The 24,540-nt window shown below is 44.3% G+C and carries 15 protein-coding genes; 5 read left to right on the top strand and 10 right to left on the bottom strand.

Annotated elements, in window-relative coordinates; translation table 11 throughout:
* Nucleotides 1-11: 11 nt before the first annotated feature.
* The 8 genes from ABQ275_RS02230 to ABQ275_RS02195 all read right to left on the bottom strand — a co-directional run bounded on the left by ABQ275_RS02230 (nucleotide 12) and on the right by ABQ275_RS02195 (nucleotide 12,290).
* Nucleotides 12-1,190 carry a sialidase family protein gene (locus tag ABQ275_RS02230; RefSeq protein WP_349316639.1) on the bottom strand — a complete coding sequence of 393 codons (1,179 nt, stop codon included), beginning with the start codon at nucleotides 1,188-1,190 and terminating at the stop codon, nucleotides 12-14.
* A gap of 20 nt (nucleotides 1,191-1,210) precedes the next feature.
* Complete coding sequence (gene ggt / locus ABQ275_RS02225) at nucleotides 1,211-2,941, bottom strand: gamma-glutamyltransferase (RefSeq protein ID WP_349316638.1); 1,731 nt, start codon at nucleotides 2,939-2,941, stop codon at nucleotides 1,211-1,213.
* 9 nt (nucleotides 2,942-2,950) lie between these two features.
* Entirely contained in the window at nucleotides 2,951-3,781 is an 831-nt protein-coding gene (locus ABQ275_RS02220; RefSeq protein WP_349316637.1) for a hypothetical protein, read from the bottom strand.
* Between the two features lie 40 nt (nucleotides 3,782-3,821).
* On the bottom strand, nucleotides 3,822-5,066 hold the full coding sequence (locus tag ABQ275_RS02215) for an MFS transporter (RefSeq protein ID WP_349316636.1): 1,245 nt from the start codon (nucleotides 5,064-5,066) through the stop codon (nucleotides 3,822-3,824).
* Between the two features lie 47 nt (nucleotides 5,067-5,113).
* Entirely contained in the window at nucleotides 5,114-6,274 is a 1,161-nt protein-coding gene (locus ABQ275_RS02210; RefSeq protein WP_349316635.1) for a hypothetical protein, read from the bottom strand.
* A gap of 25 nt (nucleotides 6,275-6,299) precedes the next feature.
* A complete protein-coding gene (locus ABQ275_RS02205; protein ID WP_349316634.1) occupies nucleotides 6,300-7,220 on the bottom strand; it encodes a dihydrodipicolinate synthase family protein in 921 nt (306 codons plus the stop codon).
* A 143-nt stretch (nucleotides 7,221-7,363) separates the two neighbouring features.
* Nucleotides 7,364-8,923, bottom strand: coding sequence for a SusD family outer membrane lipoprotein NanU (nanU, locus tag ABQ275_RS02200; protein ID WP_349316633.1), 1,560 nt, complete (start codon nucleotides 8,921-8,923; stop codon nucleotides 7,364-7,366).
* 19 nt (nucleotides 8,924-8,942) lie between these two features.
* Complete coding sequence (locus ABQ275_RS02195; RefSeq protein WP_349316632.1) at nucleotides 8,943-12,290, bottom strand: SusC/RagA family TonB-linked outer membrane protein; 3,348 nt, start codon at nucleotides 12,288-12,290, stop codon at nucleotides 8,943-8,945.
* A 186-nt stretch (nucleotides 12,291-12,476) separates the two neighbouring features.
* Between ABQ275_RS02195 and ABQ275_RS02190 the strand changes: the two genes are divergently transcribed.
* Nucleotides 12,477-13,184 carry a FadR/GntR family transcriptional regulator gene (locus ABQ275_RS02190; RefSeq protein ID WP_349316631.1) on the top strand — a complete coding sequence of 236 codons (708 nt, stop codon included), beginning with the start codon at nucleotides 12,477-12,479 and terminating at the stop codon, nucleotides 13,182-13,184.
* A 14-nt stretch (nucleotides 13,185-13,198) separates the two neighbouring features.
* Here ABQ275_RS02190 and ABQ275_RS02185 read toward each other — a convergent pair whose 3' ends face one another.
* Nucleotides 13,199-14,560, bottom strand: coding sequence for an FAD-dependent oxidoreductase (locus ABQ275_RS02185; RefSeq protein ID WP_349316630.1), 1,362 nt, complete (start codon nucleotides 14,558-14,560; stop codon nucleotides 13,199-13,201).
* 66 nt (nucleotides 14,561-14,626) lie between these two features.
* Nucleotides 14,627-17,524, bottom strand: coding sequence for a triple tyrosine motif-containing protein (locus ABQ275_RS02180; RefSeq protein ID WP_349316629.1), 2,898 nt, complete (start codon nucleotides 17,522-17,524; stop codon nucleotides 14,627-14,629).
* A 254-nt stretch (nucleotides 17,525-17,778) separates the two neighbouring features.
* Here ABQ275_RS02180 and ABQ275_RS02175 point away from each other — a divergent pair, with 254 nt between their 5' ends.
* The 4 genes from ABQ275_RS02175 to ABQ275_RS02160 are packed head-to-tail and all read left to right on the top strand — an operon-like array spanning nucleotide 17,779 to nucleotide 24,536.
* Nucleotides 17,779-20,994, top strand: a complete 3,216-nt coding sequence (locus tag ABQ275_RS02175; protein ID WP_349316628.1) for a TonB-dependent receptor — start codon at nucleotides 17,779-17,781, stop codon at nucleotides 20,992-20,994.
* Between the two features lie 22 nt (nucleotides 20,995-21,016).
* Nucleotides 21,017-22,516, top strand: a complete 1,500-nt coding sequence (locus ABQ275_RS02170) for a RagB/SusD family nutrient uptake outer membrane protein (RefSeq protein ID WP_349316627.1) — start codon at nucleotides 21,017-21,019, stop codon at nucleotides 22,514-22,516.
* A gap of 27 nt (nucleotides 22,517-22,543) precedes the next feature.
* A complete protein-coding gene (locus tag ABQ275_RS02165; RefSeq protein ID WP_349316626.1) occupies nucleotides 22,544-23,635 on the top strand; it encodes a hypothetical protein in 1,092 nt (363 codons plus the stop codon).
* Between the two features lie 16 nt (nucleotides 23,636-23,651).
* Entirely contained in the window at nucleotides 23,652-24,536 is an 885-nt protein-coding gene (locus ABQ275_RS02160; protein ID WP_349316625.1) for a hypothetical protein, read from the top strand.
* Nucleotides 24,537-24,540 lie beyond the last annotated feature (4 nt).

The following is a 24,540-nucleotide window of genomic DNA, read 5'->3' as shown; positions in this document are numbered from 1 at the left end:
ATCATTAGATTTTATAGGTAGTCTTTTATTATTTTCTTTATGGGAAATGAAATGAAAACGATCCCGCCATCATTCCCTTTTTCATATACTAATCCAATTTCCTTTGATTGGATATTAACGATATCCGAATAAGCTGCCGGCCCTGCATCTACCAGGTATGCAGCCTTCCATGATCTTCCATTATCCGCACTGATCGTTATGGTCATCCGCTCTCTTTTTGTTTGGCTGGCAGGGTTACTGAAAAGCAGCAGGTGTTTCTTTTTATAGGTCAGGCTAATCATACTGCCTTCACAAACAGGATCGGGCAGCTGTTTTGCAACATAGGCCGTATCCCAGTGTTCTCCACCGTTTCGGCTGAATGCCAGTATCCTGTATTTCTCTTCCTTATTCTGGTAACGGATATTCTGTAGCACACTACCATCAGACAATTCCGCTGCCGTACTTTCATTACCGCCTACCACATGAACGATATCGCCTAATTGCCAGGTATCACCATGATCATTACTGTAAAAACAATGCGCCTTGTTGATGAGTACATGGCTATCTCCTGATTTTGTATTTGCAGTATGATTGGCCGCTACAAACAACCTTCCCTTGTTTTTACCACGGGTTAGCTGTAACGCATGACCAGGGGTCAATGCATTGGTCCGCCAATCCTCCGGGAAATTATAGGCACTGTTGGAAGCCGGCGCCAATGGCTTATGAACGGAGGTGGTAATATTCACCGGTCCACTCCATGTTTTCCCATTGTCTGTACTGGTGATATAATTTACCTCCCGTACACCGGATCCTTTTTTCACATCTGCTTCGGAAGTTGTTGCTGTATTGTATAAAAGAAAAATTCTTCCTCCGGGAAACCTGGGGTCCAGCAGATCCACAACAGGCGCCGGGTTACCGGCTTTTAATAATCCATTGTCAACCACTACTACAGGAGCGGACCAGGTTTTCCCCTTATCGGAACTTCTTTTCATCACCAGGTCAATATCCCCGAAATCATCACACTCTTTTTTTCTCGCTTCTGCAAATGCCAATAAATCACCGTTAGGAATGCAAATCAATGCAGGGATGCGATAACAGGCATACCCATCGTCTCCATTTCTAAAAATAAATTTTGCAGGTGTTTGCGCAACACAGGAAATGGCCGTCTGACAAAAAATCAAGATCAATAAATACAAAATATGCTTCTTCATAAAATCCGTTTGCTTATTTACTAATAACCAAATGCACATCCATCTTTACGTGGGTCTGATGCCCCGGTGTAAACCCTGGGGTCTGCTGATTTCCATATTCCCTGATAACCGCCAAAATAACGGGTCTGATCACTGAACTGGTGACCCATACGTTGCAATTGCTGTTTTACTTTATCGGAAAAGCCAGGTTCAGCTACTATTTTACCGGCATCTTTTGCTTTCTCATTGGTAAATTCAAAACTTTCCCGGTGCCACAAACGAAGTTGATCACCCGCTTGCTGAACAGACATCTTGTGGTCTATCATGTTCATAAGAATCTGTACTTGTCCCTGGGGCTGGAAATCTCCACCGGTAACACCAAATGAAAAAACAGGGTTGCTATCTTTTGTAACAAACGCCGGAATAATGGTGTGGAATGGCCGTTTGTGGGGTTCCAGTTTATTCCAGGCAGCTTCATTCAGCGAAAGCAAAGTACCCCTGTTCTGTAGAGCAAACCCAAGTCCATCCACTACATAATGAGATCCCCATGGTGAGTACAAACTTTGTATCAATGAAACCATATTCCCCTCCTTATCCGCCACGGTTAAATAAACGGTGTTGGAAGAATTTTTGATACGGCCCGGTTGATATGTTTGTTGGGCCTTCCGGGGATTAATCAGCGCGGCCCGTTGTGCTGCATAATCCTTGCTGAGTAATTCCTTAATAGCAGCCGTAGAAAAATCCGTGTCTGCATAATAAATCGCCCGATCCTGGAAACAAAGTTTTTTCGCCTCTAAAAACAAATGAAAACTTTCAGCTGAATTTGCCTTACATCCGGCTATGTCAAACTTCTCCAGGATATTCAGCATTTGTAAAACCGTCATGCCCTGGCCATTGGGTGGAAGTTGCCACACATCATAACCCCTGTAATTTGTATGAACAGGTGTGATCCAGTCTGACCGGTGGGCCGTAAAATCTCTTTTTTCAAACCGGCCCCCATGCTTTTTTGAAAATGCAACCATGCTGTCTGCAATTTCTCCTTCATAAAAAGCATTGGCACCCTGCGCCGCGATGATCTCCAGTGTACGGGCAAGGGCCGGATTACGGAATATCTCCCCGGCTTTCATTCCTTTGTTTTCAAAAAGAAAAGTACCGTTCAATGTGGCATAATCAGTAACCCCGTTTTCAGGTTTCCAATCGCCCGAAATGGCCGGAGTAACAGGAAATCCTTCTTTGGCATAATCAATAGCGGGTTGCAATAAATCTGATAAATTTTTGCTGCCGAATTTTTTTAACAGTTCATTCCATCCACTCACACATCCCGGCACCGACCAGCTTAAGGGGCCAAAAGAAGGGATCCTTTCCAGGCCCAGTTTACGGGCTTCACTAACAGACCAGTTGTACGGTGATCTGCCGCTGCCATTAAGACCATATAATTTTTTTTCTTTCTCAGACCATACGATGGCAAACAGGTCACCACCCAGGCCGCACATCATGGGTTCCGTTAAACAAAGCATTGCATTCACTGCAATAGCAGCATCTATCGCATTTCCCCCGGCTTTCAACACATCATAACCCGCAGCAACCGCCAATGGCTGACTGGCACATACCATCGCTTTCTGACCGCTTATCTCTTTTGTTCCCCAATGGGAAGCCAGCTCCATACCAGGAACTGGCTTGTCTGATATAAAACCTGCCGCTCTGCTGTTTAAGCCCAAAGCTGTTGTAAACACGCCTGCCGATCCCCACTTTAAAAAGTCTTTTCTATCCATGAGTCTTCATTAAGGAGTTAAAGCAATTATTTTGTGAAGATGTGCCCGTACTTCTTCCACTGTGCTGCGTGCTTCTGTCAGCGGATACGGATGTATACCGGTTTGCCTGAGTTGCGCCGCTTTTGCTTCATTAAAGCCGCCATCCATCGTCATATACTGCCCCCAGGCGCCGGGACCGAATCCCCCCGTGGCATTGAGTATCCTCACATGCTCCCGAAAACTATCCGGCCAGATATACTGGAACTTAGCCAGGCCATTTAACCAGGACCCACAACTCACTACCCTGATAGCAGGATAAGTTTTCACGGCTTGTTCCACGGCCTTCAACATCGTTGTCAAAAAATGATGCAGCTGATCAAATGGTGATCCGGGTTGATAGGCATTTACCAGGTGAAGCGCCAGGTGCGTATTATCATCATGAATGGTGTACCACCAGCAATGAAATTCTTTTGACGGGAAATGATAATTATCCTGAAAACGTTCCTTCAAAACAGGATATAGCAAATGCATACAGTCATGGGTCATTCCCGGAAGTTGTTCTTCTCCGGAACACTGATCCAGTCTTTTGATCAATTGGTGTTGTAGTGGAATCCAACCAGGTATCTCCGTTTGTTTTACTACATCAATTACACGTGTGTCCAGTGTTATCAACCGGCCAATCCAGGCACAATTCATGAGTGCTTCCAATGTGGTTGTTCCCTTCTCCATTTTCATCGTCCACGCATGTTCCAGCATCAGGGGAACAACATTTGCTACATATTTTTCAAAGGGCGCATACATACCGGAAATACTATCGGCAAACTCCTTTGGCGGATATCTCAATATTTTATTTTCCTGCATGTTGTATCAACAATTAATGGGTGATGCGATCCTACTATTTTCACTGGTCAACAAAGTCATTGACTTTTGGGCGCAACAAACCAAGCTGGATAATAATAGCCACCAGCACAACCCCGCCCAGCATGGCAAAGCTTTTGCCCAGGTTACCTTCGTCTGTTGATCTGCCCAACAGATCAGTAATAAATGCGCCAGCGAAAACACTGACCATATTCATCATGCCATACGCGGTTGCCCTGTATTTTGACGACACAAACTGGCAAAGAATAGGCATATTATTCGCATCGAACATCCCGTATCCAAAACCAAAACAAAATGCCGCGCCAATTACATGGAAAAGTGTATGTCCGAATCCCAGGAACAATAAAGCCGGGATAGTTAATGCAAGACCAATTGCACTGGTATAAATTCTACCCTTGTGATTTTTTTGTGCCCAACGATCAGATAAAATACCGCCGAAGATGACACCTACAAAAGAAGAAAAAGCAGTAGTGATAGTAGACAACGGTCCTGCCAATGTCATATCAATATTCAGATTTTGTGCAAACAGTGTAGGCAACCAGTTTTTAATTGCCCAACCCGGTACGCTCGGTGCAGTAAAGCAAAAGAGGATCACCCAGAATGAAATATTGGTAAACAGTAGCCCTAATCCTTTCAGGATTGGTGGCTTGCTTTGTGGTATTCCAAAACCAAGACTATCTATCTCCTCATACGCACCTCTTTTTTCTTTTAAAAACAAGATCAATATGCCCGCGTAAATAATACCAACGATGCCAAAAGTATGAAATGCCTGTTGCCACGAAAAGGAAGCGGCCATTGTAGCACCAAACCCGCCTAATGCCTGTCCCATGTAAAGACCGGTCATGTGAATACCGATGGCTAATGATCTTGTTTTGGGACTATGGAAATCAGCGATCAGCGATAACCCCGCCGGAATATACAGTGCTTCACTTATTCCCATGACAGCCCTCAACCAGTACAGTTGATTAAAAGTGGTGGCGTACCCCATTAAAAAAGTCACCACTGACCATACAAACAGACTTCCGACGATCAGCCATTTCCTGTTGACCTTATCCGCGATAAGGCCGGAAAACGGACTTACGAAACCATAGATCCAAAGGAAAATGGCCATCAGGTAACCGAAGTTGGCAGCGGATTGCAGTTCAGCAATATCCATTTGCATAGCGGGCTTCATCGTGGAAAGCATTTGCCTGTCCATATAGTTCAGCAAGGCTACTACCCACAATAATGCAACTAACAACCACTTATAATTCTTTGCGTTTTTCATTTTCCCGTTATATAAATATTGCTATACAATCGTTCATTGACCCGGTATTATTTACCCGGTAGTTTCCCTAATAATAGCTGGGGTGTACGTACGCCCGCCCTGATTTCACCACTGGGTATTATCACATCATTTCCCCAGGCAACGGCCACCGTGGTAACCGGTGTTTCAAAAGGAATGGAGCCTGCCACAGACCAGACATCTGTTGCTGTATTATAAACCAGTATTTCGTTGCTGAACCCCGGATGGGTTGATTGCAACCGGATTCTTTGTTCTATCAGTGCCTGTTTTTTCACCGGATCTTTTTCACGTCCGGTGGCAGCGTTCAGGGTTTCCGACTGATGAAACGTTGTTCCTTTATCTCCGCCAAACAGGAATATAGATCCCTGCGCTGTTCCGATACCCGTACCGGCACATAAACTATAAGGCATGGATCTTTTTTCTTTCCATGATTGCGTTAGCAGATCAAACATATATACGGAAGTATATAGCTCACTAATGCCATCCGCATTCTTTTTCCGGCCACCCATCAGGTAAACGCCGGGATGATCACCACCGGGTTGAACAATGAGCACCATATGTGATACCGGTTTCGGAAGAGTGGGTAATTTTGTCCAACCCGCAGTTGTATGGCGGAGGTCCAGTGAGTAAAAATTGTCTGAAACGCCATTTACTGTTTCACCACCTGCAAAATATACGTTGTTACCATCAGCGGATGCAGCACCGTTTGTAATAGCTTCCGGCAGATCCGGCAAGCTTTTAACGACTGCCTTTTCAGTTGCAATATCCCATTGCAATAAATATACTTTGTTACTTATTCCGTTTTCATTTTCGCCACCGGCATATAATACTCCCTGCGGGGTACTACAACTTGCCGCATAGGCAACCGGTGCAGGAAGTTTGAAGGTTTCCTTCTGCAATAATGGATGCTGCCCACTTCCTGCATAAACAAATCCTTCATCGTAATATTTTTTCTTTCCACCTTCCCAGGGCATACTTTCCGGAAAGTTTGCCCCGCCGGCAACGAGCAGTATGCCACCATATAAACCAGCAACAGGGCCTGCAACGCCCAATGACCGGGAGCATCCGTTGCCAGGCGGCAATTCACCGGCTATGGTCCATTTGATTGACTTATCGCCTGTTTGCTGCGCCGGAGATAGCAGGGAAGAACCCATGAGTAATAATATTAACTGAATTGTTAAGCGATTCATTTTTAAAAAGATTAACCGTAGCCGCCTAGTGGGAGGAGAAGCTACTAAAGTTAAGTTGCTCCGTATCCTGCTGAAATAATTCAAACTGTCCGGCAGACATATTTTTAACGGGTAAACGAAATTCTCCGCAATCCATTCCTATCAATTTCATATAGGCTTTACCGGTAGCAATGCCACCGTATTTACCCAACAGCCTTATCATATCAATGGATTGTTGTTGAAGATCGCTGGCTTTCTTCATATCGCCTTCCTCAAATGCTTTCATCAGGCTGAGGTATAGTGGTGCAGCGTAATTAAATGTACTCCCTACCGCGCCTTTAGCCCCCACAGCCAGGGCGGGTAGCATGTTTTCATCTCTTCCCCAGAGCATGTCATATCTGCCACTGTTAAAATTCATGCAGGAAAGGAAATCCATAAAGTCTTCATGTGTATATTTAATACCGCAGAAATTGGATATACGTCCATCTACTTCTTTCAACAGATCTATCATCTGGAAATTAACGCCTGTCAAAACAGGAATATGATAGTAATAGAATGGCATATCAGGAACGGATGCGGCTATTGCAGCACAGGCTTCTGCCAGCATTGCAACGTTTGCCGGCATAAAATAAAAGGGCGCTGTAAAAGAAACCCCGTATAATCCGCATTGCTTTGCATGTTTTGCCAGCTCTATACCATCGGTGATGCTGGTACCTCCCACTAAAGTCATTACTTTAAATGAAGGATCATCACTCGTGCACTTCGCCCAGGCTTCCGCTACGGCCATTTTCTCCTGGGTTGTCATGGAAACACCTTCTCCTGTAGACCCACATATAAAGGCGCCCGAAACACCATTATTTTTGAGTAGTTGATAATATCCAGGGATCAAAGACAGATTTAATGAGCCATCCTTTTGCATGGGTGTGAAGGGAGCCGCTATTAATCCTTTTAATTGTTCAAATTGCATATCGATGGATTGAATAAATAAATGTTCATTATAATAAAAAAGTCTTAAAAACCGGGGCTACAAATGAGCCCCGGTATTCTTCATTGTTCCCGCCTACTAAATAAACTGAATGTTGAATTTATTTATCACCGGCTAACTGAAACCTATCTATAGCCGGGGTTTTGTTCCAACAATCTGTTATTTGTTAACGATGTCTGGTCAACCGGCCAAAGCAGCCGGCCCGCCGGATCACTGTTGGCAAACTGGGATACAGGTATATGGTTGTAAACAAAGGTGTCCCCCATTCTTCTGAGATCATACCATCTCTTCCCTTCAAATATAAATTCCAGTAAACGTTCTTTTAAAATGGCTTCTTTGCTGTTTGCATCTATAGCCTGGTTAGGATAGCCCTGGATAGCCACGTCATAATTAGCACCAAAGGCTCTTTGCCGTACCTGGTTTATTTCACCCGCAGGATCTTCCCCAAGTATCACTTTTGCTTCTGCCAGCAATAACAAGAGGTCAGCATACCGGTAAATGGGATAGTCATTGGTATATTGACGGCTACCTGCATTATTCTCTCCGGAAAATTTCTTTACAAAGGCTCCTTTTATCACCATTGTATCTGCAGTGGGTCTTTTTGATATATCAATACTATATCCTGGCTGAATGGTAGCCAGCTTCCTGGAATCTTTATCATCAAACTGGCGGAAAGTTGATATTAGTACCGGTGCCCGTAATAAGCCACCCCAGTTATCTTTTATCCCATCATTCATTTTCCTGTTTTGGGCAGAATCATAAAAATTAGAGATAAGACTTGTTTGCGGAACAAATGAAGAAGGTATAAATGCTATTGTGGCTTCGTTGAGCTGATAACGGGATGCAAAAATAATTTCACCGTTTCCTTTGACAGAAAAAACGTCTGTAAAATTTGGCAATAACGTTAACGCGGGTACGTTAGTTTCAATATCTGTCAGTGCTGTTTTTGCAACCGTCGCATCCGCACTACCACCACCTCTTGCACTGGTCCACAGGTATACTTCTCCTTTCAGCATTAAGGTAGCCGCCTTTGACCAGAATGATTTATTATTCTTGAAACTGTAATCTGTACCAAAGCTGTTTACAGAATTATCAATATCACTTTTAATCAACGTTATTACATCCGCTTCACTGGAAGGGGCTTTTGCCAAACCGGAAACATCGGTAATAGAGATAACCGGATCTGTTTGAATGACTACTTTACCCCATGACCGGAGCAGTTGAAAATAATAGAACGCCCGCATACCATAAGCTTCCCCCAGGTAATAGTTTTTAAAACTGGCAGACACCAAATCATCAGTAGCACTAAGCTTGTTGATCAACAGATTCAACTGATCAATATTAAAATAGAGGTTGCCAAAATTGCTGACACCCGGAAAAGACGGATCTAATGTTTGCGACCACATTACTTCAAGTCCCTGGCTGGACTCCCCCGTAAATGTAGCACCAATACCCGGTTCAGTGCCAAAAACATCGGATCTCATTTCTCCGAGAAACTGAAAAACTCCATTATCGGTTCTGAACCTGGCATGTACACCGGTAACAAACGCGTCTACCTGATCAGAGGTTTTCCAGTAACTGGCATTACTGATCGAACTAACCGGCACCAGATCTAAATTTTTTGCGCATCCGCTTACTAAAAGTAGTATCCAGCTCCCCGTGATGATTAATATATTCCTTTTCATGATTGTTACATTTGATGTGTTAAAAAGAAACCTGTACGCCTACGACAAATGTTTGCGGTGTTGGATAAGTACCCTGGTAAATACCATTAATAGTAGTTGTACCGGGTGCTACAGGAGGTTCCGGTGTAGGACCGGTGAACTTCGTAACATAAAACAGGTTGTTAGCGTTACCAAACACTCTTGCCTGTGAGAGTATTTTTGTTTTTTCTAACAGTGATTTTGAAAAATCATATGATAAAGTAAGTTCCCGGCAGGCGAGATAATCACCTTTCTCATAAAACCGGGAGTTATTACCATTCAGGACAGCGCCTGCGGCATTGCCCCTGGTGTAGTTCTTCTTGCCCTGGGGAGCGGCCCTTTGGTCAGCAGAATAAACTTTAGGAATGTCAGCATTGGTATTTTCCGGAGACCAGGCATCTTTTTGCATTTCCAGGTAATTAAATGTTCCCTGGTAGTTTCCCAGTGTTCTTGCTACGAGGTCATTGTAAACGGTATAACCCAGTGCGAATTCAAATCTTGTATACAGCGTAAAACCTTTGTATGATAAGGTGGTTGAAAATCCGCCTGTCCATTTAGGGTTGATATTACCCAGGTACACCTGGTCCTTTGTATTGATGGTATCATTACGATCAACATCCAGCCAGTTAACATCGCCGGCAGTGATTCTTCCCAGGTTATTGGCATTCAGGGGAAGGTTAGGTCCTACAATTTTAGCAATGTCGTCATATCTTGAACCGGCTACCTTCGCTACTTCCTGATCATCTTTAAAAATGGATACCTGTTTGTAGCCATAAATTGCACCTAAAGGTTGTCCTTCCTGTAAGCCACCTACCCAAATAACCTGTCCTGATTTAGGATCATACACCTGTATCCCGTTTTGCCTGTTGTGTTCATTTCCGTTATAAGGAAGTTTGAGGATCTTATTTTTAACAAAAGATCCATTGACTGCCACATCCAGTTTTAATCCGTTTGGATTGTTGATGATATTCGTGTTTAAAGTAACTTCATATCCTTTGTTCTGTAAAGTCCCCAGGTTAGTTTTCACCGCTGCAAAGCCAATATAGCTGGGCAATGTAAGGTCCGTTAACAGGTTGCTTGTTCTTCTGTCGTAATAATCAAATAATATACTAACCCTGTCTTTCAGCAGTCCGATATCAAGACCGGCATCGATGGTCTTACTTTTTTCCCATTGCAGCTCACTGGTAGCCAGGGAAGTATTCAGGAAGCCGCCGTTTCCGTTGTAGTTACCCTGGGAAGCATACACACCCTGAACATCGTAGGGCCCTATGCCGGCAATATTACCATTCACGCCATAACTAATACGCGGTTTTAATGTGGATATGACATTAGCAATACGGCTGTCCTGGAAAAATTCCTCGTTGTGAACATTCCAGCCAGCGGACATACCCGGGAAATATCCGCGTCTTTTATCTTTTGACAGGTTGGAAACGCCATCACTTCTTAAAACTGCTGACAATAAATACTTTTGGTTATAGTCATAAGTCAACCGGCCAAAATAAGAAATGATACTGTTCTGCGTACGTTGGCTCCGGTTGCCATTACCGGCCACAAAGGTGGTAGAGGCATTCACGGTAGGAATATCATCTGTCGGCGCATTCGTACCGGATACGATGGATAAATAGTTCTTCAGTGTATAAGATTCTGCACCCAGCATCACACCAATATTGTGACGCTGTTTAATGCTCTTGGTATAGTTTATTATTCCATTGTAAGTCTGTTGAAAATCCCTTACTAATGAAGAAGATGCAGGCCGGGAAACATTGGCATTCGCACTCGTGAGCGGACCTGTATTTATTTGCGTGTATGTTTGCGTGGCTTTGGTAAAGGACTGGTTGATCACTTCCTGTAAGTAGATACTACCAGATGCATTGATATACAAACCTGGCAACAGGTCCCATCTTACCGCAGCTTTGGCCGTGATCCTGTTAACCTCGTTGCTTCTTACCTGCTTGTCCAGCCAATACAGTGGGTTACCATCATTGATACCATTACCCGGATTGGGCAGGGTTTTGGCGGAATCTATCCATGGATTAAACGTAGGCCAGATCGTATTATTCCGGTAAAGGTTATTTACTTCTGAACCATTCACACCTAATTGAGAGGAAGTGGACAGGTTTGTACCACCACTTACTTCTATATTCGGTTTCACTTTATAAGATCCGTTTATATCGCCTGTAAATCTTTTGTAGCCAGAACCTACCACTACGCCATCTTCTTTATAATAATCGAAGCTGCTGAAATACTTACCCTTTTCATTGCCACCCATGGCGCTGATATAATGGTTCTGTGTATGTGTGTTTCTGAAGATGATATCGTTTACCTCTCCCCCATGATCTTTGAAAACGATGATACCACTGGGGTTGGAGGCAGGATCAGGGCCGTAAGGATCACTAACGGTATCCCATCCCATTGTTAACAGGTTAGTCATAGCCGGTCCGTAAGGGCGGATATCAAAAGAGGCCTGATCAGAAGCGATGTTTAAGCCAAAGCCCCTTGTGTTGTTGGCGGTGGTACGGCTGATACCGGAATTTAAGTTGCCCAGGCGGTTATAATAAATGTAATCTCTTGCGCCCATGTATGCATAATCGGCCCGGCTTTTATTATATCCGCTGACAAACCTGTAATTTATTTCACCCTTACCTGCTTTTCCCTGTTTGGTAGTAATGAGGATAACGCCGTTGTTGGCCCTTGCACCATATATAGCAGTAGAAGCCGCATCTTTCAAAAGTTCAATGGAAGCAATGTCTCCTGTTGCAATATCATTAAAGGGTCTGATGATCCCATCTACTACCACCAGCGGTGCGCCGGGGCTATTGATAGAAGCGCCGCCTCTCAACAGGATCACCGGGGCGGCTCCTGGCTGGCCGGTACTGTTTACCACCTGTAAACCGGATACTGTTCCCTGTAGTGCGCTCCCTACGTTAGCCCGGGGAGCGTTGGCTAATACCTGGTTGTCGAGTTTGGCGATGGCACTGGTAATATTTCTCCTGTTTTGTGTTCCATATCCTACCACTACTACTTCGCCCATTTTCTGTACGTCTGCTTCCAGTTTGATATTGATTTCCGGTTTATCCGTTACAGGTATTTCCTGCGAGAGGTAGCCGGTATAGCGGACCACCAATGTCTCACCGGGATTCACCTGTAGGGAATAGCTACCATCAGGCAATACCTGTGTACCCCTGTTGGTACCTTTTACACCGATGCTGGCTCCTGGTAGAGGTGCCTGATCTTCCTGGGCGACAACACGGCCGGAGATCTTTCTTGTCTGTGCCATCACAGTGGCTACATGACATAAGCCTATAAGAAGTAGAAGGCCTATTTTCTGGTTGATAAATAATTGCTTCATAACGGATGTTTATGCTTTTCTAACGTATTATGTATTACATAATGCATAGTAAATGTAAGGAAGAATTAGATATTTCCAAAAATATTTTTATCTTTTTCTTTTGTAAAATCCTGTTTACATTTGACCGCAGCGGATGGCATGCCAGCTAAATCCATTTTTTAAAGAATTAATTAAGTACGACATAACATGAGTGCCCTGGAAATAAAACAAAGTTTGCAAACGATTGATACAAGTTCACTGGTAGATAAAGTAGAACGCAAACTCATTGAACTACTGATCAGCAAAGACTTTAAAGTAGGCGACCCCATTCCAAAAGAAGTGGAATTATCAGATATTCTGGGTGTGAGCAGAACGGTGGTAAGAGAAGCTCTCAGCAGGCTTAAAACGGTGGGGCTGATAGAAACAAAAAAGAAACGCGGTGCGGTACTGACCAACCCAAACCTCACGTCCCTGCTGGAAAAGAGCATGTATCCCGAGATCATGGACAAAACCACCCTGCGGGATATATTTGAACTCAGACTGGCGCTGGAAATAGGAATGGCCGACTTTATCATGGAGCGGGTCACCAAAAAAGATATCGCCGAACTGAAATCAATCGTTGCCAATGAACCAACAATAGCTGATCAACACCTCTTCCAGATAGAACAGGAGATCAGGTTTCATGGCAAACTATATGAAATAAGCGGCAACGGAATGCTGAAAAGATTTCAGCAGATGCTACTCCCCGTCTTTGATTACGTGCACCACAGCGGCCTGTTGAAGAAAATGCCGAAGTCGAGGAAGTTCGTATCACACAAAGGCATTGTGGATATTATTGAAAACGGTTCCGCAGAGATGCTGCGCAATGCTATGCGCAATCACCTGGAAAACCATTTTGCCCGGATATTTGAGTGAGCTGTTTGTCATCACTACTTAATAGCACCAAATAAATCATTGAATGCTTCTGTCATGGAAGGGTGCGTATAAATCGCATCACGTAAGGTAGTATATGGTACATCCGCCTGCATAGCCAACTGCACAAGATTGATCATTTCAACGGAAGCTGCGCAGAAAAGTGTACACCCCAGTATCCTGCCGGTATCCGCTGCTACCACGGCTTTCAGCAGTCCTTCTGTTTCCTGCAATATCCTTGCCCTCGGAATAGCCGCAGCGGGAAGTCGCGCTACTTTAACCGCCAGCCCTTTTTCACGGGCTTCCTTTTCACGCAATCCTACATGCGACAATGGCGGCGTAATAAATGTGGTAGATGACACATATTTTCTGTCAGCCACCGAACGTTGACTACTACCAGATAGCTGATCCTTTATAATGCGAAAATCATCCAGTGAAATGTAAGTGAACTGCGGCCCTCCGTTGATATCACCCACCGCCCATATATGCGACACATTGGTACGGAGAAAAGCATCTGTTTTAATAAATCCGCGTGCATCTGTTTCAATACCCGCAGCAGCAAGATTCAATCCGTCTGTTGCAGGTACCCTGCCCGTAGCCAGCAGTATGGCGTTGGCATCCAGCTTCACGGTATTTCCCGCTGCATTCCGGCAGATCACTGTTGATATGCCCACATCTCCCGTAGTAATAATTTCTTCGGTCATCATGCCGGATAAAATCCTGATCCCCTTATTCTCCAATACAGTTATCACTGCCTCCCGGATATCATCATCTTCACCCGGCAGAAAAACAGGACCATTGTTCAATACCGTAACAGCCGATCCGAATTGTGCATACATAGACGCATACTCCAACCCGATAAAACCTGCACCAATTATAACCAGCTTCTCCGGCAACTCCTTCCGATCCTGTAAAGAAGTGCTGGTATAAACAATTCTCGATCTCTCCAATCCCTTTATGGATGGCACATTTGGCGTAGTACCTGTATTAATAAATATCTTCGCTGGCGTAAACAATATTTCTTCTTTGGTATCATGCAGTACCACCTTTACTTCCTGCGCCGATACAAACGATGCTTTCCCCGTATATACGTGCGCGTTAGGCGTATCATTCACCATGGAAAAATTCTTCTTACGCAAAAAGGCGGTCAGCTCATCCTTTGTAGCAATAGCATTTGTATACGGTACTTTCCGCTCTGCACTCACCACCAGCGATTTGGTAGGAATACAGGCTATATTAATACAGGTACCGCCGTACATTTTTTCCGATTGCTCCACCAGGGCCACCTTCATTCCCTGCCTGCCCATATAGGCAGCTAATGTTTTGCCTCCCTTACCGAAGCCAATAACGAGTGCATCTACTTTCTGTGATTGGGCCATTGGAGTTGAATTTTTTGAAGATTATAATGATAGTAATTTAAGCTTTTTTATTATGGTATCTGGCGCTTACACCTCATTCAAAAAATCAGTAATAGATTGTTCTGTAGGGAGCTCCAGCTTCTTCCGGAGCCGGTAACGCCGGATTTCCACCCCACGCGGGGATATAGCCATCAACTGCGCTATTTCCTTAGTGGATAATTTCAATTGCAGGTAAGCGCACACTTTTAAATCGCTATTGGAGAGCGCAGGAAATTTACCCTTTAATTTCTTCAGGAAATTATTATTTATCTCATCAAAATGCGAAGCAAATTGTTCCCAGTTGGCATTATTCTTTTCTACATCATTCAAGAGTAGCAAGGCATTTTTTATCTCCGGATTATTACCATTCTTTTTATACACATTCGCTAAAATATCCTTCACTTTCACCAGGGCGTCACCTCTTTCCACCAGGTGCATGGATGCATCAGCGAGGGCATTATTTTTGAAATGGATTTCCGTCGCCAGCTTTTCGTTTTGCAGCTTAATAATTTCCTTCTCATTTTTTTCCAGCTCCAGCTGATGAATATATTTCAGTCGGTTTTGTTCATCATCAAACTTTAACTGCTGCCGCCGCAGATTTCTTTCCTGCCAACGGTGCAGCAAATACAGCACCGCCAAGAACAGCAGGCCGTAAGCAATATATGCCCATATGGTTTTATACCATGCCGGTTTTACAACAAAGCTATACGTAATGGTGTCCGACTCATGCCCCAGGTTATCATGCGCTTTCACTTTGAAAGTATAGGACCCATCCGGTAAATTGGTATAATCCTTTTCAGATTTAGACGACCAGGCAGACCACCTGTTCTCGAAGCCTTCCAGCTGATAGCTGTATTCAATATTATTCTGCAACCCATAAGAAGGGGAACTGTATTCAAAATGGAAAGAATTGTACTGCTTGGGCAGTCCCGCAATTTCCGTATCATCCTGCCGGTACACTGCGCCGGATTTCTGATGAAAGTAGCCGCCGAAAATAATACTGTCCGATTTCCCAAATGCCTTTACCTGTCCCAGCAACACCTTCACCACTGGTTTATTGCCGGTATACTTTTCGAAGTTAAGATGTATAACCCCTTTCTCCGACCCGATAAAAATATTCTCTTTGTTAAAAGGATAAATATTTTCAAAACCCAACAGGATCTTGCCGTTTAATTCAGGAATATAGGTAATGGAAAATGGTTTATCACCCGCAGGCGTATTGAAATTGACCACGCCTACTTTTTTGCCGCTGCAAAACCAGATGTTACCGTCTGCATCTTCATTCAGGTAGCGGATTTCCATATCGCCGAAGACCGGCGTCAGAAAGGCGGATGGCACAAAGCGGCTGATGGCGGCATCAAATTCATACACACCTTTTCCGGTACAAAAAACCACCCTGTTCTTTATTTTAAACACATAATTACTCAACGCGGAAGGTAGCCCCGCGCTGTCTGTAAATAATTGCGAGGTCAATCTTTTATTATCGGGAGATAACTGTAACCGATATACGCCGCGATATGGATGCGATGCCCAGATATTATTATTGTTATCAATTTCCAGGAAACGGATAGACTCTTGTATCCCCTCGATCTCTCCTTTATCAATAAATTTATCCTGGTTAAATTCCAGCATCTTCAAACCATTGTAAGTACCCACTAAAATATTTTTAGCAGGAAAGACCGATGAAATGGGCTTAAACAACCACGCCCCCGTACCATACGACAACGGCACACCTGTATTATTCTCTATCACTGCGCTGCCTACATGCTGTCCCATTAAGATCCGCCGGTTCACTTCATCAAACCGCCACACTTCTCCTTTACTGTTCCTGATACGCGTAAAATTGCCCTTTGAAAAACTGAGATCGCCTGTTGTACCGGAAAGCGGTACGTAGTAAGCGCCTTCAGAGGTGGCAATATATAACTGGTTGTTATTAATCCTGGTGGAGTAACCCGACAACTCATTCGTTTTATTCGGGCTGATATATTTAATTGCAGCATTGTAGGCGATAAAGCTGATACCATTATTCAGCCCCGCCCACAAATTCTTATCCTTATCTAAAAAAACGCTCAGTACATTATTATTCAACAATCCTTCCGTCCGGGAGATCTGCTGCACAATACGTCCGTGGAAATCCATTACCAGGCATCCTTCTGTAGTGGTACCGATCACAAATTCACCCTCGTTCATCCGGGCAGATACAATCACACCACTATTGCTCAAAGCATTATTCTTATCCAGTTGCATTTTTTTGAGGGTGTCATTATGCAAAAGGTACATGCCATCGTACTGGGTGTTGATCAACAGACTATCTCCATCCAGCCCGATGATCCCCGAGATCAGTGCCTCAATGGGTTTTGCGGTAATATTGACGGGAACCCATTCATGATTTTTAAATTGCAGCAGGCCATTGTTCTTGTCCTGGGCAAAAAGTTTATCACCCACTTTTTTCATGTACATCCAATCGTCCGGGTACACTTTGATACTGTTATTCTTATACTCCAGGATACGGTCTGACGCCTGGAAGAATACCGATTCTTTAAAGATTTCGATCCGCCAGATATCCGCCAACTTATTCTGTGACCTGGGAATCAGGTTCTTTAAGGAAGTGTAAGTGAGGTTACCATTGATACCCGGCGCAAAAAAACCGATTTCGTCCTGCCCACCTGCATAGATCCTGTCATCCTCATCTGTGGCGAGCGCCCGCACAATTGTTTTATTAGGCAGCGGGTATACTTTCCAATGGCTGCCATCATAGGTAAGCATACCTTCATTGTTGGCAAAGTACATAATACCCCGGCTATCCTGCTTTATATCCCAGGTTTGGGTACCTGCCAGGAAGTCACTTTTGCTGTAATTTATTATTTGAGGCAGTCCGATTGTATTCTGTCCCGACACCTCCAAAGCGCAGGAGAAAAACAAGATAACTAGCCAACAGATTCTCATGGGATAACAGCTGTTTTTGGTGGTGATGTAGTAATGATGTAGTTAATATTTATTAGTAATCAATTGATTAGATAATTATGATGCAGTAGAGATGTAGTCTTCTTTCTTGCCTCGTGTAATAGATACCGTAATTTTAGACCGCAACCAATTTCAGCATAATTTATTAAATATTACTGACACATCAACCATTACCGGCCAGAAAAATAAGGCCAGGACGTTCCCGAATGAAATATTCTCAAAATTAAAAATCACGTATGAAAAAAGTCGTTTCCAGCATACTTGTGCTGCTACTGTTATTATTCACTACTGTGTCTTGGGCGCAAAACAAATCGGTTACCGGCAGGGTGACTGATGAAAAGGGAGACCCTATTCCCGGCGCTTCCGTTTTTGCCAGGGTTACCAGAACTGCCGTGGCAGCCAATGTAAATGGTGAGTTCCGTATCGCCATTGGTCCCGGAGAAAAAATGCTGGTGATCACCGCCATTGGTTATACACAACAGGATGTACTGATTACAGATGGTCCGCTTACCGTTGCTTTGCAACCCTCCTCCAAAGAGTTGGGCGAAATAGTGGTGGTTGGATATGGTACCCAAAAGATCACTAAAGTATCCGGCGCTATCTCCATGGTGAAAGGAGCAGATATTACCAACCTACACCCGGCAAGACCGGAAGAAGCCCTTCAGGGAAGAGCTTCCGGCGTCAGCATTATTCAAAGCGGCTCTCCCGGTGCTAAACCAACGGTATTGATCAGGGGTATTCCTTCCTTTAAAGGAACAGACCCGCTGGTGGTGATAGATGGGGTGCAGCAATCACTGGATGACCTGAATGCTCTTAATGCCGCCGATATTGAATCCATGAATGTGTTGAAAGATGCTGCTACCACTGCCATCTTTGGTGTAAAGGGCGGTAATGGTGTTATTGTAGTAACGACCAAGAGCGGCAGAAAAGGCATGAAAAATGAAATATCCGTCAATGCTAACTATGGCATCCAGGAAGTGCTGAAAACGATTGGTGTATTGAATGCTTCAGAATACGCCGGCATGATCAATGAAGGAAGCGTTGCTGCCGGTGGTAATATCATCTTCCCCGATCTCTCAAAAATGGGTGTTGGCACCGACTGGCAGAAAGAAATATTTCACCAGGCGCCCGTACAGAATTATAACATCAGCTCCAGAGGCGGCAGCGATAAAGTAACCTATTTCCTTTCAGCTGGCTACATGGGACAGGATGGGATCGTAGGCGGTGGCAGTAAATCCAACTTCAACAGGATTAACGGTACGGCCAATCTCTCTGTTGATCTGTCTCCCAAATTGAAATTCATCCTCAACACCAGCTATGCTAATCTCAGGAGTAAAGGAATACAGGAAAACTCCTTTAACTCTATCATAGGAAGTGCGCTGAACTTTGATCCTACGGTATCCGTATTAAATATGGTTCCTAATACGACCGGAAAATATGGTTTCAGTAATCTTCTCTTATCAGAAATATTTAACCCGCTGACCAAACTGGATAATACCTATAATACTTCCAATGGTAATAAACTGTATGGTAAAGCAGAGTTGCAATATGAAGTGATAAAAGACCTGAAACTAACCGGCCGGTTTGGTTATACCAATTGGGATCAGACGGGTAGAAGCTTTACCCCGCTGGTGTTCTACGGCCCCCTGAATGTGGAAAACACCATGAATGCAGATGGTTCTACGGTCGTGATTAAAAATGGACTGGGCGGTATTTCTTCCAGCGCACATAACAGCGTGAATCAATATAAGAACAGTGCATTCAGTTTTGCCGCTGAAACATTTGCCAACTACAACTTCAACATACACCAGGATCATAATTTTGAAACGGTGGCCGGTTTTTCTATGTCAAAATCTACCAGTAACGGTATTAATGGCACCGCACAGGATGTGCCTTACAACTCCTGGACCTTTGCCGATCTGACAGCAGCTACCGGTACCAACAGCGCGGCGGTAACGTATTTCCGCGATACCGTTATTAATGGTGTGGCTACACAGGTACGTGATCCACGCGGCGATGTAGCGGCTAATCTCAATGCCAGGGGGATGGGAAGTTATCATTCTGCGCGGAGAAACCTCTCTTACTTTGGCAGAATAAACTACGATTACAGGGAGAAATACCTGGCATCCTTTACCGCCCGGCGCGATGGTTCCTATGCATTCGGACCTGATAATAAATTTGCCACCTTCCTCTCCGGCTCCGCAGGCTGGATAGCTTCCAATGAAGCTTTCTTCCGGTCCGATCTCATTAGTTACCTGAAGATCAGAGGTAGCTATGGTACAGTAGGAAATGAAAACGTAGATCCGCAATTCGTTAGTATTGTTACCGGCGGTCCCAATTACGGGGATGCTAACAATAACGGCTATACGTTTGGTAATACCTTTATACCTGGTTCTACAGTGGGCTCTTACGCCAATCCGGGACTAGCCTGGGAAAGGCAGCAGCAATCCAATATAGGATTTGACATCTCCTTCTTCAACAATAAACTCTCCCTGACAGCAGATTATTACGAGAAGAAGGTAAACGGGATCCTGTTTGTTCCTTCTGTATCCCTGTACCTCGGCGCGGCACAGGTGCCGAGTACTAATATCGGTTCCACAAAAAGCAGTGGTGCAGACATGACATTAAGTTATGCAGATAAAATTGGCAGCGACTTTACGTTCAATACCGCTGTTACTTTTACTTCTTCCAAAAACCTGGTTACAGGTACCAATACAGACAATACCGCTACTATTGCCGGTGGCAGTTATTTCAATGGTCAGGCGCAAACCGTTACCAGGTTTGAGAAAGGCGGCATACCCGGTTACTTCTACGGATTTAAAACCGATGGCTTATTCCAGTCCACCGCAGATATTGCCAAAGCACCCCTGCAAAGCGGCGCGCAACCCGGCGATATAAAATTTGTAGATATAAATGGTGATGGTGTTATCAACGATCAGGATAAAACAAAAATCGGTAATCCTTTCCCGAAATTTACCATGGGCTGGAATTTATCATTAGGCTACAAAAATTTCGATCTCAATATATTCACCTATGCCTCTGTAGGCAACGATGTATACCGGGCGTATGAAAGGAACATGAACTATACCAATAAGTTCAGGGATATACTGGACAGATGGACCGGACCAAACAGCACCAACGACGCCAGGCATCCGAGATATTCTTTTACCGATGGTAACAGTAATATCAGGGTATCCGACAGGTATGTGGAAGATGGTTCCTTTATCAAAATCAAAAATATACAGTTAGGCTATACAATTCCCACTACTATTTTCCAACGGGCAGGATTCAAACAGGTACGCATATACGTACAGGCCAAGAACGCCTATACGTTTACCAGATATTCCGGTTACGATCCTGAAATAGCAGGCGGCATCATGGATACAGGTGTTGACCGCGGCGCATATCCACAGGCCAGAACATGGTCATGCGGTATTGATTTCAAATTGTAGTGCTTACCTAAAAATGACGAAAATGAAAAATATCATACAGCTATCAGGCTTCCTTCTTTTCCTTGTAATGATCACCTCCTGTAAGAAGTGGGTAGATTACGATCCTCATGATGATTATAAAGTAACGGATCTGGACTATTTAAAATCAGATGCCGATTACAAAAGCATGGCGGTGAGCGTCTACTCCCCCATCCAGTGGCTGAATCAGGCAGTACCCATCGGCGACATCGCCTCAGATAACGCGGTGGCTGGTGGCGAAAATGCGTCTGATGTATTGGGGCTTCAACAGATTGATGATTACACCCTCACCCCCAACAATGATTATCTCACAGAAATATGGACCTCTGCTTACGAAGGTATCAACAGGGCCAATTATTTAGATCAGTATAAAGCAACAAACCCCGGTGGTGCTACTGTAGATTTTCCTGGTAAAGATGCGCTCTACGGAGAAGTATATTTCCTGAGAGCTTATTATTATTTTACCCTGGTAAGATTTTTTGGAGATGTACCGCTTTTTGTAGAGAAACGACTTTCCATTGCTGATTCCAGATCGCTGCAAAGATCTCCCAAAGCAGATGTATATAATCAGATAGAAACAGATTTAAACAACGCCATCGCAGTATTACCACCCACCAATCCACAGGCAGGCCGTATTACAAAATACGCCGCACAGGCCCTGCTAGGGAAGGTATTACTGTATGAAAATAAATTTGATGCCGCAGCAGCCATGTTGGAAAATGTAGCAACCGGCCCATTCTCACTGGTGCAAAACTTCGGTGACATCTTTTTACAGGGCGGCGAAAACGGGTCCGAATCTGTTTTTGAAATCCAATATTCCAACCTGTCACCTTACTACAACTGGGGCGGTGCTACCCGCGGACAAGGCAACTACGCTGTACAACAATGCGGTATCCGTGGTTTAAATGGCAGCAGTCCTTATGCACCCGGATGGAGTACCAACCTGCCTACACAGGACCTGGCAAAAGCATATGCTACCGGCGATCAGCGGAAAGCTGTTACCGTACTGGATATTGAAGCATACAAAGCAGCCAATCCCGGATTCAATATCTCTTACCAGGTTGCACCTTATAAAAATACTGGTCTTTATAATCAGAAATATCTGCCCCGCAAAGGTGAAACTTCAGGTCAGACAGAACTGAACTACCTGAATAACTTCAGAACCATCCGCTTTGCAGATGTACTGTTGATGGCCGCTGAAGCCTATAACAGGTCCACTGCACCGAATGACGGTAAAGCACAAACGTATTTAAATAAAGTACGCCGCCGTGCTTTCAATGACCAGTTGCATGATGTAACGCTCACCGGTGCTGCCTTAAAACAGGCTATATGGGATGAGCGCCGGCTGGAACTGGCCATGGAAGGAGATCGCTTTTTTGACCTTGTAAGAACAGGCAGGGCAGCCACCGTGATTACAGGTTTCAAAGCCGGAAAAAACGAGTTGTTCCCACTTCCGCAAAGGGAAATTGAGGTTTCACAATTACCGCAGAATCCAGGTTATTAACAGCCAGTCAACCGAAAAAAAAATAGCATGAAAAGACTTTCTCATATAGCACCCTTACTACTGATGCTTGTAGTTATCGCGGGTTGCACACGAAAAGCAGATGATGACATCTCCTTTTTGAAAACAGCCACGGCACCCACCGATGAAGCGGTGAACTTTAAAATCACCAACGATAACTCAGGATTGGTAACTATTACACCCCATAGTGCCGGCGCCAGTGCCTACGATATTTATTTCGGAGATGCTACCACCGAACCCGCACACATTATGCCCGGACAAAGCGCCACACATATCTATAAAGAAGGCGTATATCCGGTAAAGGTAGTAGCTACAGGTATCAGCGGTTTACAAACGGATACCACCAAACAGTTAAGCCTTTTATTCAGGGCGCCGGAAGCAGTAACAATCAACGCTACCACCGAGCAGCATGTGATCACGGTATCTGCCACCGCGCAATATGCTACCGGCGGATTCAAAGTATATTTTGGAGAAGACGCGGATGAAGTTCCGGTTACTATTGCAGCAGGTGCTTCCGCTATGCATACATATGCAACAGCCGGCGCTTACACCGTGAAAGTAGAAGCACTGAGCGGTGGCGCAGCCACTACCACCGCTACCCAGGCTATTACCATTTATGATCCGCTGGCCTTACCCATGACGTTTGAACTACCCACCGTGAATTATGCCTGGGGTGATTTTGGCGGAAGTGCTACCAGCGTTATCCCCAACCCCGCACGTACCGGTATTAACACCAGTGCTACTGTTGGTAAAATAGTAAAGAATGCGCCGGAAACATGGGCCGGTAATTATATTGTACTCAGTGCACCATTAGATTTTACAGTCAACAAAAAATTCAAGGTGAAAGTATATGCGTACAGGGTAGGCATGAGGGTATTGCTGCAACTGGAAAGAAGCGGCGACAACACTTTCCAGGAAAACCTGGAAGCCGTTACCACGGTAGCTAATACCTGGGAAGAGCTCACGTTTGATTTTTCAGGTAAGATAACAGACAACAGCAAACAACTGCAAAATGTGCTGTTCTTCCTGGACAATGGCACACAGGGCGATGGCACTAACAATTACACCCTGTTATTTGATGACATCGTATTAACTAACTAATTCAGAAAGCTACTATATGACAACACAAATAAAATTCTTTACCCGGCTTTTTGTTGCCACACTGCTTTTATTAAGCAGCTGTCAGAAAGATGATTATAAATTCGGGGAGCTGACAACGCCGTCAAAGCCGGTACTAACGGTAACGGTTGTAGGTCAGGATGCCACGCATCCAATGGGCGACGGCTCCGGAGCAGTACTGCTGGCCGTTGCATCAGATCACGCTTTCAATTACAAAGTAGATTTTGGGGATGGGCTGCCCGCGGTAATAGCTACTTCCAGCGAGTTTCAATATATCTATAAACACACGGGCAACAAAGCATTTACCATTACGGTCATTGCTTCCGGCAAAGCAGGAAATTCCAGCAGCAATGCTGCTGACGTAGAAGTGTACCGGGCATTTGAACCCAATCCTGAACTGGTAACGATGCTCACCAACAACAGCAGCAAAAAATGGAGAGTAGATAAAGATGCCGCTGGTAATTTAGGCGTATCGGATGTAGCCGTATTCACGCCTGCCTGGTGGGCTGCCGGCCCCAATGAAAAAGCAGGTTTAGGTATTTATGATGATGAATATACCTTTACAGCCAGCGGTAATGTATTCACACATAAAACAAACAATGACTTGTTTGGGAAAAAAGAATATCTCACAGATTTTGACCCTACCCTCACCGGTACCGATGATTATACATTAACCGGTCCGAAGGCGAGTGATTATACAGAGACATTTGGTTATGACGGCAGTCCTACGGAAGAATACATTACATTCTCCAATAAAGGCCATGTAGGTATGTACCTGGGCGTGCATAAATACCAGGTATTGGAAAGAACCGATACCCATATGACCTTACGTTGTGTGCAGGCTCCGGGAGCATGGTATGTAAAATTAATAGCAATCCAATAAGTAT

The organism is Chitinophaga sp. MM2321, assembly GCF_964033635.1.
GTDB lineage: Bacteria > Bacteroidota > Bacteroidia > Chitinophagales > Chitinophagaceae > Chitinophaga.
This window is presented reverse-complemented; position numbering and strand designations above follow the sequence as displayed.

Coding starts and splice junctions, on each gene's coding strand:
- ABQ275_RS02230 (WP_349316639.1), bottom strand. CDS start 1,190: ATGAAGAAGCATATTTTGTATTTATTGATCTTGATTTTTTGTCAGACG.
- ggt (WP_349316638.1), bottom strand. CDS start 2,941: ATGGATAGAAAAGACTTTTTAAAGTGGGGATCGGCAGGCGTGTTTACA.
- ABQ275_RS02220 (WP_349316637.1), bottom strand. CDS start 3,781: ATGCAGGAAAATAAAATATTGAGATATCCGCCAAAGGAGTTTGCCGAT.
- ABQ275_RS02215 (WP_349316636.1), bottom strand. CDS start 5,066: ATGAAAAACGCAAAGAATTATAAGTGGTTGTTAGTTGCATTATTGTGG.
- ABQ275_RS02210 (WP_349316635.1), bottom strand. CDS start 6,274: ATGAATCGCTTAACAATTCAGTTAATATTATTACTCATGGGTTCTTCC.
- ABQ275_RS02205 (WP_349316634.1), bottom strand. CDS start 7,220: ATGCAATTTGAACAATTAAAAGGATTAATAGCGGCTCCCTTCACACCC.
- nanU (WP_349316633.1), bottom strand. CDS start 8,923: ATGAAAAGGAATATATTAATCATCACGGGGAGCTGGATACTACTTTTA.
- ABQ275_RS02195 (WP_349316632.1), bottom strand. CDS start 12,290: ATGAAGCAATTATTTATCAACCAGAAAATAGGCCTTCTACTTCTTATA.
- ABQ275_RS02190 (WP_349316631.1), top strand. CDS start 12,477: ATGAGTGCCCTGGAAATAAAACAAAGTTTGCAAACGATTGATACAAGT.
- ABQ275_RS02185 (WP_349316630.1), bottom strand. CDS start 14,560: ATGGCCCAATCACAGAAAGTAGATGCACTCGTTATTGGCTTCGGTAAG.
- ABQ275_RS02180 (WP_349316629.1), bottom strand. CDS start 17,524: ATGAGAATCTGTTGGCTAGTTATCTTGTTTTTCTCCTGCGCTTTGGAG.
- ABQ275_RS02175 (WP_349316628.1), top strand. CDS start 17,779: ATGAAAAAAGTCGTTTCCAGCATACTTGTGCTGCTACTGTTATTATTC.
- ABQ275_RS02170 (WP_349316627.1), top strand. CDS start 21,017: ATGAAAAATATCATACAGCTATCAGGCTTCCTTCTTTTCCTTGTAATG.
- ABQ275_RS02165 (WP_349316626.1), top strand. CDS start 22,544: ATGAAAAGACTTTCTCATATAGCACCCTTACTACTGATGCTTGTAGTT.
- ABQ275_RS02160 (WP_349316625.1), top strand. CDS start 23,652: ATGACAACACAAATAAAATTCTTTACCCGGCTTTTTGTTGCCACACTG.